The 10,789-nt window shown below is 63.9% G+C and carries 8 protein-coding genes and 1 pseudogene; 5 read left to right on the plus strand and 4 right to left on the minus strand.

The features are described 5' to 3' along the window. The 5 genes and pseudogenes from EN935_RS09530 to EN935_RS09550 all read left to right on the plus strand — a co-directional run. A pseudogene (locus EN935_RS09530) lies at positions 1 to 558 on the plus strand (RNA pseudouridine synthase); the annotation flags it as partial. A 13-nt stretch (positions 559 to 571) separates the two neighbouring features. Then, complete coding sequence (gene rsmD / locus EN935_RS09535; RefSeq protein WP_109663119.1) at positions 572 to 1,126, plus strand: 16S rRNA (guanine(966)-N(2))-methyltransferase RsmD; 555 nt, start codon at positions 572 to 574, stop codon at positions 1,124 to 1,126. Positions 1,127 to 1,261: 135 nt separating this feature from the next. Continuing rightward, positions 1,262 to 2,632: a pitrilysin family protein gene (locus EN935_RS09540; RefSeq protein ID WP_127263223.1), complete on the plus strand. Its 1,371-nt coding sequence runs from the start codon at positions 1,262 to 1,264 to the stop codon at positions 2,630 to 2,632. After that, the gene (locus EN935_RS09545) at positions 2,632 to 3,981 is read left to right on the plus strand and encodes a pitrilysin family protein (protein WP_127263222.1); all 1,350 of its coding nucleotides are present in this window, start codon (positions 2,632 to 2,634) and stop codon (positions 3,979 to 3,981) included. The genes EN935_RS09540 and EN935_RS09545 overlap by 1 nt, the downstream gene beginning before the upstream one ends. Then, positions 3,978 to 4,841 carry a patatin-like phospholipase family protein gene (locus EN935_RS09550; RefSeq protein WP_109663126.1) on the plus strand — a complete coding sequence of 288 codons (864 nt, stop codon included), beginning with the start codon at positions 3,978 to 3,980 and terminating at the stop codon, positions 4,839 to 4,841. Before EN935_RS09545 ends, EN935_RS09550 begins: the two co-directional genes overlap by 4 nt. A gap of 97 nt (positions 4,842 to 4,938) precedes the next feature. Here the strand turns inward: EN935_RS09550 and EN935_RS09555 are convergent, their stop codons facing one another. From EN935_RS09555 to EN935_RS09570, 4 genes are all read right to left on the minus strand, one after another. Next, complete coding sequence (locus EN935_RS09555) at positions 4,939 to 6,594, minus strand: ABC transporter substrate-binding protein (protein ID WP_127373288.1); 1,656 nt, start codon at positions 6,592 to 6,594, stop codon at positions 4,939 to 4,941. Between the two features lie 165 nt (positions 6,595 to 6,759). After that, positions 6,760 to 8,115: an MmgE/PrpD family protein gene (locus EN935_RS09560; protein WP_127265172.1), complete on the minus strand. Its 1,356-nt coding sequence runs from the start codon at positions 8,113 to 8,115 to the stop codon at positions 6,760 to 6,762. 17 nt (positions 8,116 to 8,132) lie between these two features. Beyond that, positions 8,133 to 9,839 (minus strand): thiamine pyrophosphate-dependent enzyme, encoded by a 1,707-nt coding sequence (locus EN935_RS09565; RefSeq protein WP_127265171.1) that lies wholly within the window; start codon positions 9,837 to 9,839, stop codon positions 8,133 to 8,135. Between the two features lie 86 nt (positions 9,840 to 9,925). Continuing rightward, the coding region (locus EN935_RS09570; RefSeq protein WP_127373289.1) for a LysR substrate-binding domain-containing protein at positions 9,926 to 10,789 on the minus strand (864 nt) is incomplete at its 5' end.

Below are 10,789 nucleotides of genomic sequence, written 5' to 3' on the forward strand. Positions count from 1 at the left end.
GAGCCGGAACGGCCGAAATTCACCCGTGACGGCGAGCGCCGTCCGATCGGCGAGGGCGGGTTGATCAAGAACCGCAAACGCCGCGAAGGCAGTCGCGACGAAGCGCTGGGCAAGCTGTCGACAAGCCCCGACAGAAGCGCGGGATCTGAGAAGAGCTTTGGCGAGCGCGGTCCGCGGCCCGAACGCAGCTTTGGCGACAAACCCCGCGGCAATTTTGGCGACAAGCCGCGCGGCGGCTTCGGCGACAAGCCTCGTGGTGCTTTTGGCGGTAAGCCGGGCGGCGGCAAGAAATCCGAGCGCGAGCAACGGCCGATCGAGCCGCCCGGCCAGCGCAAGGCCAATGTCTGGATGGCGCCGGGCGCACGGCCGATCGGCAAGGGCAGGGCAGAAGCCGACGCCGCCAAGGCGGCCGACGCCAAGGCGCGCAAGGCGTCGTTCAAGCCGTCCTATGGCAAACCCGCCGGTGCAAAGCCGTTCGGCAAGCCGCGCGGCGAGCGTCCGGGCGGTGCTGGCGGCGAGCGGCCGCGCAGTGGTCCCAAAGGTCCCAGAACGAGATGAGGCCTAAAGCGAGATGAGAATCGTCGGCGGTGAGTTTCGTGGGCGTCCCTTGGCGACGCCTCGCTCAAGCGCCATCCGTCCGACGACCGATCGCACCCGCGAGGCGGTCTTCAACGTGCTGGCGCATCGTTTTGCCGAGCAATTGGACGGCGCGCGCGTGCTCGACCTGTTCGCCGGCACCGGCGCGCTCGGGCTCGAAGCGCTGTCGCGCGGTGCTTCCTACGGCGTCTTCATCGAAGAATCGGCGGAAGGCCGAGGCCTGATCCGCGACAATGTCGAGGCCTTCGGCCTGACCGGCCGCACCAAGATCTTTCGCCGCGACGCTACCGGCCTCGGTGAGGCCGGCACGCTGTCGCCGTTCGGTCTCGTCTTCGCCGACCCGCCCTATGGCAAGGGCCTTGGCGAGCGCGCGCTGCAGTCGGCGAAAGCCGGTGGCTGGCTCCGCCCCGGCGCGCTGTGTGTGGTCGAGGAGGCCGCGGTGGCGCCCTTCGAACCAGGCCCCGGCTTTGCCGTGCTGGACGAACGCAACTATGGCGAGACCGTCATCCGCTTCATCGAGGCGGCCTGATACGCGCTCCATCCATAGCCAGGCATCCACGGCCGGCCTCTTTGCCGCCGCCTTTGCCGGCAACATGACCAACAATTCACTTTGCTTGTCGTCCAGACCCTGCCTATCGTCCTGCCAAGAAAACCGGAGCCATTGATGACATCCAAGGCTGAATGGCTGCGCGCAACGCTGCTGGCGACGTCGCTGGCTTTCACGATCACCGGTTCGGCGCTGGCCGAGAGCGCGCCGGACGCGTTCAAGGTGACGGATTTCCTGCTCGACAACGGCATGGAGGTCGTCGTCATTCCCGACCATCGTGCACCGATCGTCACCCATATGGTGTGGTACAAGATCGGCAGCGCCGACGAGCCGCCGGGCAAATCGGGCATCGCGCATTTCTTCGAGCATCTGATGTTCAAGGCGACGACCCACCATGCGGCGGGCGAGTTCGACCGCGCTATCTCCGATATCGGCGGCTCCAACAACGCCTTCACCTCTTACGACTACACGGCCTTCCACGAGACGGTGGCGCCGTCCGCGCTCGAGCTGATGATGAGCTTCGAGGCCGACCGCATGCGCAACCTCATCCTCACCGACGATGTCATCAAGACCGAGCGCGATGTCATCCTCGAGGAGCGCCGCTCGCGCATCGACAACAATCCCGAGGCCGTGCTGGACGAGGAGGTCGATGCCACGCTGTGGCAGAACCAGCCCTATCGCATTCCGGTTATCGGCTGGATGCAGGAGATGCAGCAGCTGAACCGCACCGACGCGACCGCCTTCTATGACAAATACTACCGGCCCAACAACGCTGTGCTGATCGTGGCCGGCGATGTCGAGCCGGACACGGTACGGGCGCTGGCCGAAAAGACCTATGGCAAGGTGGCGCGCGGCCCCGATCTGCCGCCCCGCATCCGCCCGGTCGAACCGGAGCAGAACACCAAGCGCACGGTGACGCTCGCCGATGCCCGCGTCAGCGTGCCGAGCTTTTCCACGCAGTGGGTGGTGCCATCCTATCATTCGGGCAAGCCGGGCGAGGCGGAAGCGCTCGACCTGCTGGCGGAAATCCTCGGCGGCGGCAATCGCAGCCGGCTCTACCAGGCGCTCGTCGTCCAGCAAGGCATCGCATCCAGCGCCGGCGCCTTTTTCCAGGGCACGATGCTCGACGACACCAATTTCACCATCTACGGCGCGCCGCGCGGCGATGCCAAAATCTCCGACGTCGAAGCGGCGGTCGATGCCGAAGTGGCACGCATCGTCAGGGATGGCGTCACGCCTTCGGAGCTGGAAAAGGCCAAGGACCGCTATGTCAGGTCGATGATCTTTGCCCGCGACAAGCAGGATTCGATGGCCAACATCTACGGCTCGACGCTGGCCACCGGCGGCAATGTGCAGGACGTCCAGCAATGGCCGGACCGTATCCGCAAGGTCACGACAGACGAGGTCAAGGCCGTCGCCGCGCGCTATCTGGTGCTCGCCCGGTCGACGACCGGCTATCTCTTGCCGCAGCAACAGGCGGGGAATTGATGATGAAGAGCACGAACGCAATACGCGCACGCGCGCCCCTCGCAACCCTTTTCCTCTCCATCCTCTTCCTGATCCTGCCCGCACTCACGGCGCGCGCCATGGACATCCAGTCCGTCACCTCGCCAAAAGGCATCACCGCCTGGCTGGTGGAGGACTATTCCGTGCCGATCGTCGCCATCCGCTTCGTCTTCGGCGGCGGCTCGACGCAGGATCCGCCGGGCAAGGAAGGGTTGGCCAACCTGATGACCGGTCTGTTCGACGAAGGCGCCGGCCCGCTCGACTCGGAAGGCTTCCAGATCAAGCTCGACGATGCCGGCGCCGAGATGAGTTTCGACGAAAGCCGCGACGGCATCTACGGCTCCATGCGCATGCTGGCCGAGCAGCGCGACGAGGCGTTCGAGCTGTTGCGGCTCGCGGTCAACCAGCCGCGCTTCGACCAGGCGCCTATCGACCGCATCCGCGCCCAGGTCCTGTCCGGCATCATCGCCGGCGAGAACGATCCCGACACGGTCGCGCAGAGCAAATGGGCGCGCGCCCTCTATGGCGACCATCCCTATTCCCGCTCCGATCAGGGCACCAAGGAGAGCATAGCCACCATCACGCCGGATGATCTGAAAGCCTTTCACAAAGCGGTGTTCGCGCGTGGTGGGTTGCATGTCGCCGTCGTCGGCGCCATCGACCCCGAGACGCTCAAGAAGAAGCTCGACATGGTGTTCGGCGACCTGCCGCAAAACCAGGCGCTCGCCCCCGTGGCCGACATCGACCCAAAGCTGGCGCAGCATGTCGAGGTCGACTACGACCTGCCGCAGACCTCCCTGCAGCTCGCTTTTCCCGGCGTGAAGCGCAAGGCGCCGGATTTCTTTCCCGCCGTGCTGATGAACGAGATTCTCGGCGGCGGCACCTTCACCTCGCGCCTGTTCCAGGAGGTGCGCGAAAAGCGCGGGCTGGCCTACAGCGTCAACTCCTCGCTGATCAACCAGGACCACGCCAGCGCGCTGATCGTCAGCACCGGGACGCGGTCGGACCGGGCGGCCGAGACGCTGGGCATCGTCCGCGACGTGGTCAAGCAACTGGCCGAGCAAGGCCCGACCGAAGCGGAGTTGGCGGCAACCAAGAAATATTTGACCGGCGCCTATGCCATCAACAATCTGGACTCGTCGAGTTCCATTGCCTCGACTTTGGTCGAGCTGCAGCTCGACGATCTCGGCATCGACTACATGCAGCGCCGCGCCGGCTACATCAACGCGGTGACGCTCGATCAGGTCAAGGCGGCGGCGAAGAAGCTGCTGTCGGCCGAGCCGACCATCATGGTCATAGGACCGAAACTGGTCGGAGCCGGCAAGGGATGAGCCCGACGTTTGGCATTGCCTTCGGCGGCGGCGGCGCGCGTGGGTTGGCGCATATCCATGTCATCGAGGCGCTTGACGAACTGGGCATCAGGCCGGTGGCCATTGCCGGCTCGTCGATCGGCGCCATCATGGGTGCTGGCATGGCCGCCGGCATGACCGGCAAGGACATCCACGACTATGCCCGCTCGATCCTCGGCCGCCGCGCCGAAGTGGCGAGCCGCATGTGGCGGGCACGGCCTGGCACGATCGCCGAAGCCATGCAGGGCGGTATCCGCGTCAGCCAGTTCAATGTCGAGCGCATCCTGAAGGCCTTTCTGCCCGAGGCCATCCCCGAAACCTTTGCCGAACTCAAGATCCCGCTCAAGGTAACGGCGACAGACTATTTCGGCCACAAGCTCGCCGTGTTCGACGACGGCGATTTGCACTCCGCACTTGCAGCGTCAGCGGCCATACCCGCCGTGTTCCGTCCCGTGACGCGCGACGGCAGGCTGCTGATCGACGGCGGCATCTACAACCCCGTGCCGTTCGACCTGATCGAAAACGATGCCGACATCATCATCGGCGTCGACGTGGTCGGCGCGCCGGAAGAGGTCGACCGCAAACAGCCGACCTCCGTCGATCTGATGTTCGGCGCGACACAGCTGATGATGCAGTCGATCATCGCCAACAAGCTGAAGCAATCCCGACCCGACATCCTGGTCCGCCCGGCTGTATCAAAGTTCCGCGTGCTCGATTTCCTGAAGATCGACGCCTTGATGAACGAGACGGTCGATATCAAGGACGAGCTGAAGCGGCAGGTGGAGAAGGTGCTGGAGGCGAGGAGCAGCAAACGCAAAAGCGGCAAGCGGATCGCCAGCTGAGCTGTCGTTCGATCCCTGCAGATCACTTGAGATGACTTGGAAGATCAGGTCGGAAGACGATCCGGTATCGTCTCCCGACCCATCGCATGATCTTCGTTCAGGCGCTTTCGTCCAACCAGACATTCTCGAAATTCTGTTCGAAGGTCGGGTGGATGCCGTAGTTCTTCACCGACTTCGTCGAGTGGTTGTAAATCTTGCGCCAATAGGGCTGGATGATGATACCCGAGCTCTGCAGGATATTCTCGATGTCGACCATCAGTTCGCGCCGCTTGTCGACGTCGGCGACGGTCAGCGCCTTGGCGATCTTCTCGTCCAGTTCCTTGTTGGAATAGGCGGACTCATTCCATGATTCGCCGGTGCGATAGGCGAGCGCGATGACCTGCACGCCGAGCGGGCGCATGTTCCAGTTGGTCATCGAGAACGGGTATTTCGTCCAGTCGTTCCAGAAGGTGGAACCCGGCAGGACCGTGCGCTTGATCTTGAAGCCGGCCTCGCGGAGCTGGGCTGCGATCGAATCGGCGGTGTTCTTGTGCCAGTCTTGGTCGAGCCCGATCAGTTCGTGCTCGAACTCCATCTGGCCGGCCTCGGTCATCAAGGCCTTGGCCTTGGCGATGTCTCGCGACACTTTTGGCAGCTCGGCATATTCGGGATGGATGGCGCAGACGTGATGGTTTTCGCCGAGCGTGCCGGCATCGCCATAGCCAAGCTTCAGCACGGTCGCATTGTCGACGGCAAGCTGGATCGCCTGGCGCACCTTCTGGTCGTCGTAAGGCTTGTTGTTGACGTTGGTGCGCGCCACGATGGTGTTGGCCGTCACCACCTCATGCTTGACCAAGCCCATCTTGTCGAGGATGGAGACATAGTCCGCTGTCGTCTCGTAGTTGGTGTTGACCTCGCCGGATTCGAAGGCGCTGATCATCGCGTTGGCCTCGGTGCCGTAGTCGATGAACTCGATGCCATCGAGATGCGCCTCGCCGCCCCACCATTTGCCGTTGACGCGGCGCTTCAGCACGACTTTCGAGCCGACATCGTAGGACACCAGTTCGAACGGTCCGGTGCCGATCGGATTCTTCACGAAATTGCTGCCCATCTTCTCATAGTCGCGGTGGACGACCAGCGCCGGATAATCGGAGAAGCCGGCGATGATCGAGATGTCGGAGTCCGGCAGCTTCAGCTTGATCGTGTAGTCGTCGACCTTGACGATGGCGCCAGCAAGCAGCTTGCCGGTCTTGGCATCGATGAGCGCGCCCATGCGTGCCGCCATCGAATTGCCCTCGGCCGACTTGTCGCACCAGCGCGTCAGGTTGAAGACCACGTCGTCGGCGTTGAAATCGTCGCCATTGTTCCATGTGACGCCCTGGCGAACCTTGAGCGTGTATTCGGTGGCGTCGTCGTTGATTTCCCAGCTTTCAAGCAGGATCGGCTTGAAGGTGAATTCGTTGGTGTATTTGACCAGCGGTTCCAGCGTTTGCCGAGTGACGTTGGCCATTTCCGACCAGTCATAGGTCCGCGGATCCTTCTGTTCCTTGACGCTGGTCGCGACTTTCAGCACGCCGCCCTTTTTCGGCTCCTCGGCCCGCGCAACCGTCGGCGCGGCGAGGCCAAGCATTGCGTAGGCGGCTGCGGTCGTTGCGCCGAATGCACTGGCGATCGCCAGGAACTCGCGCCGGTCGACCGCGCCTGCCTTGGCGCTCTCGGCCATCGCCGTGACGAAATCAGGAATGCGGCCGCCATTGCTCTTGAACATTGTCATTGCGTTCTCCCCTTGGTTTCAATCCCTGATGCGCTGTTGATTGCAGCGGCCTTGTTGGTTCATCGTAGACATTGGCCGGCGCGATGGGATCGAAAAGGATTCAGCGCCGGCTGAGAATAATTCCGTCCGGCGCCGCGATAGCGATTGTCCGTGCCCTGGCAGGCTTCAGCGGTCGAGAGGCGCGACGGCCAGATCGATCAGCCGGCCAAGCCCTTGGCTGTCCAGGGCGTCGAAGGACAGCGCCATCGCTTCCATCTCGTTGGCCCGGTCCTTGCCGATCAGCCCGTCGGTGAAAGTCGCATATTTCTGGTGAAACTCGTCGTCGCTCATCGGGTTGTCGCGATCACCTTTCGGCGTGCGCGGCTCCGACATGATTTCGCGTCCGTCCTTCAGGTAGAGCGTCACGTCGGCCCAGCGCTTGCCGACGCTGATGCGGGTATAGTGCTCGGTCTCCACCAATTCGGTGGCGTTGGAAATGCGACGGATCTCTTCGTCCTGCAGAACTTGCGGCAGCAGCTCCTGCGGTCCGATCTTGCCGCGCACGATCATCGTCGCGACCGGGAACGCGATCGAATAGCTCATCTCGTCCAGCGTCTTCGGATTGTGGCCGGCAAGCCGCACCGCATAGTGGAAGGTCTGGATGCGCACGCGCGCGACATCCTCGCTGGAAAGCCTGTTGTCACGCATCAGGTCGCGTGCGGCATCGATCGATGGATGGGCCCAACGGCAGACCGGATAGGGTTTGTACGAGGTATCCTCGACGACGCGCCAGGCTTGGCCGAGATCGCTCCACCAGGGTGCGGCGGCTTTGCCTTCGGCTGTGATCGCCGGTGCCCCGGTGAAGCCGAGTTCCGCCATATAGGCCGCCATGACGCCGGACGGCGCGCCCCAGCCGACGCCGTCGCGCAGCATGGTCGGGAAATCGATGCAGCGCATCATCTGGCTGCGCGGACCGTGGTATTCGGCAATCCCCGCGGCATGGCGCGTCTGCTCCTGGCTGAGCCGCAGCAGCCGGGACACTCCGGCCGCCACGCCGACCGCGGTCCACGCCCCGGAGGTGTGATAGTCGGGCACGGTGCCGTGCAGGGTCAGCCCGGCGCGGTAGGAAACCTCATAGGCGATGGCCAGCGCAACCATCAGCTCTTCGCCGGAGAGTGCGGCGCCCGAGGCCCTGAGCGAATCCGCAACGGCGAGCAGGGCCGGAAACACCGCCGAGCCGGCATGGCCCTTGCAAGGGCTAGTGGTGTCATGCCCATCGATGGAATCGATCGTGAAGGCGCCGGCAAAGGCCGCACCCGCTGGGCTGACCGGGCGCCCGTCGAAGATCATCCGGGCCGCGATTTCGGGCGACGAACGCCACAGCCGATCGGCGATTGTCTTGGTGATCGACGATATCTCCGTCGTCGAACCCACCGCCGCCACGCCAAGCGTATCGGCAAAACTGCGCCTCAGCACGGCGCGCATCGCTTCGGGAATGGCGTCGTATGTCAGGCTGCCGGCAAACTCGGAAAAGCTGGTCACGTTAAAACCTCCCACATTCAATTCGACAGACGCTGCCTGACGGTGCGCCGGCTGTTCAAGGCGGACACCGTCATATTCGGGCCAAGGTGATCGGCGCCGACCTTGACGTGGATGACCGCCGCCTTGCCGCTGGCCAGAGCGCGTTCGAACGCCGGCTCGAAATCGTCGGTCGCTTCCACCGTTTCACCATGGCCGCCATAGCCGATCGCCACGGTTGCGAACTCCGGATTGGTGAGGCCGGTGCCGGAATTGCGGCCGGGAAAGGCGCGTTCCTGGTGCATGCGGATGGTGCCGTAGGAACGGTTGTCGACGACGATGAAGATCGGATCGAGACCGTACTGGATCGCGGTGGCGAACTCCTGGCCGTTCATCAGGAAGTCGCCGTCACCCCCGATATAGATGGCCGGCGCATCTGGATCGGCGATCTTGGCGGCAACCGCTGCCGGCACGCCAAAGCCCATGGCGCCGCACACCGGCGCCAGCGCGCCGCGAAACCGGCGATAGCGGAAGTGGATGTTGGGCCAGTCGGAGGCATTGCCGGCACCCGTGGTCATGAAGGCATCGGCCGGCAGCCGCTGGCTCAGGAACCGCATGACAGCGCCCATGTCGACGGGGCCGGGCTGCACGGCAAGGTCGAGCATGGCCAGGTAGCGCTGCCTTGCCAAGGCCCGGATCGCGGCGCGCCCTGGAGTGCCGCCGGGTGCCGCGATGGCCGCCAGGGCCGCCAGGGCAACAGCAAAGGCATTGGGGTCGGCCTGTACCAGAAGATCGGCCTGATAGAGCCGGCCAAGCTCCTCGGCGCCGGGATGCACGTGCACCAGCCGGCAGTGCGCAACGGGCGATGGTATCAGCGAGAATTTCAGCGTCGTGCCGTCACCCAGCCGGGATCCGACGGCAAGGATGAGGTCAGCTTGCCGGCAATAGTCGTTGGGCATCGGCGCGCCGCCGAAACCAAGGTTGCCGATGTAGTTTGGATGATCGTGTGGAAACAGGCCCTGGCGGCGGAAGCCGACGGCGACGGGAAGGCTGAAGTTTTCAGCTGCCCGGATGATGGCGTCATGGCCGGCTTGCGTCCAGTTGGCGCCGCCAAGCAACAGCAGTGGCCGCTTGGCGCGTGCCAGCATGGTTTCGATCGCGGCCATGTCGGCGGCCAGCGGCGCGACGGGCGTCGCCATCGCCGGTTTCAGGTCCGGCGTGTCGCATTCGGCCTTGAGCATGTCTTCCGGCAGGACCAGAACGACAGGGCCGGGGCGGCCGGAGATCGCAGTTCGCCAGGCCCGGTTGACGTATTCGGGGATGCGCGACGGGTGATCGATTTCCGCCACCCACTTGCACATCGGCCCAAAGACGCGGCGATAGTCGAGTTCCTGGAAGGCTTCGCGGTCACGGTGCGCGGTCGAAATCTGTCCGACCAGAAGGATGAGCGGCGTCGATCCTTGATAGGCCGCATGCAGGCCGATCGCGGCGTTCATCGCGCCCGGGCCACGGGTGACGAAACAGACGCCCGGCTCGCCGGTGGCGTCGGCGTAGGCGCCCGCCATGAAGCAGGCGCCGCCCTCGTGGCGACAGGTGATGTAGCGGATCAGATTGGCGCGCTGCCACAGCGCATCGAGCGCGGTCAGATAGCTTTCGCCCGGCACGCCGAAGACGGCCTTGCAGCTGTTTTGCAACAGAGCGCTGATGAGTATCTGACCGCCGTTTCGCAAGATCGCCCCGCTTTTCATGGCGACCCTAGGGGCACGTCCAAAGCGTCTCAATCGAATAAAATTTCGCTGCGGATGAATTGATTTCGACCGGTGGCGAAAGCCCGTCAGTCGCTGCGAAGGCTGGTACTGAGCGACAGCAGCCAGGCCTTGAAATGCTTGACGCGGGCGAGACCGGCCGAGCGCTTCGGTGCGATGAAGTAATAGGCGCCGCCGGTTGGCACGTCCTCGGCAAAGGGGGCGATCAGCGAGCCGCGCTTCAGCAGGAGATCGCCATAAGGTCGGCGGTTCATCGCCACGCCCATGCCTTCGCTTGCGGCAAGCAAGGCGTGCGAGCGGGAATCGAACATCAGTTTCGGCACCTGGTTCGAGCCCGCAACGCCCATTTTCTCGAACCAGAAATCCCATTCATGCGGCACGTATTCGCAGCCGATCAGCCGCCGCCCAATCAGGTCCTCCGGCGTCTCGATCGGCCCGTTGTGACGCAGATAGTCCGGCGAGACGACCGGCGCGATAACCTCGTCGATCAGCTTCTCGCACATGTGTTCCGCCGGCGCCGTCATGGCATAGCGAATGTCGATGTCGATGCTGGAGCCGGAGAATTCGATGTCGTCCGGCTTGGTGATCAGCTTGACGGTGATCTCGGGGTTGGACGACAGGAAATCGTCCAGCTGCGGGATCAGCCACATCTGCGCCAGCGACTGGAACAGATGGATGGTCAACCCGCCATTCTTGGTGTCCTGCATCACCGACAGTGTGCTCGCCTCGATGCGGTCCAGCGCGTCGCCCAGCCCTTCCAGATATTTTTCACCGATCTCGGTGAGCTTCAGGCCGGTCTGCTCGCGCAGGAAAAGCCTGGCGCTGACAAAGGTCTCCAGCGACTTGATCTGATGGCTGACGGCGGAACTCGAAATCAGCAGTTCTTCGGCGGCGTCGGCCAGGCTGCCGGCCCGAGCCGCCGCCTCGAAGGC

Source organism: Mesorhizobium sp. M7D.F.Ca.US.004.03.1.1 (assembly GCF_003998635.1).
Classification (GTDB): domain Bacteria; phylum Pseudomonadota; class Alphaproteobacteria; order Rhizobiales; family Rhizobiaceae; genus Mesorhizobium; species Mesorhizobium loti.

What these genes read in the sequence shown, in the direction of transcription:
- rsmD (WP_109663119.1), top strand. Translation starts at nt 572, where the DNA reads ATGAGAATCGTCGGCGGTGAGTTTCGTGGGCGTCCCTTGGCGACGCCT.
- EN935_RS09540 (WP_127263223.1), top strand. Translation starts at nt 1,262, where the DNA reads ATGACATCCAAGGCTGAATGGCTGCGCGCAACGCTGCTGGCGACGTCG.
- EN935_RS09545 (WP_127263222.1), top strand. Translation starts at nt 2,632, where the DNA reads ATGATGAAGAGCACGAACGCAATACGCGCACGCGCGCCCCTCGCAACC.
- EN935_RS09550 (WP_109663126.1), top strand. Translation starts at nt 3,978, where the DNA reads ATGAGCCCGACGTTTGGCATTGCCTTCGGCGGCGGCGGCGCGCGTGGG.
- EN935_RS09555 (WP_127373288.1), bottom strand. Translation starts at nt 6,594, where the DNA reads ATGACAATGTTCAAGAGCAATGGCGGCCGCATTCCTGATTTCGTCACG.
- EN935_RS09565 (WP_127265171.1), bottom strand. Translation starts at nt 9,839, where the DNA reads ATGAAAAGCGGGGCGATCTTGCGAAACGGCGGTCAGATACTCATCAGC.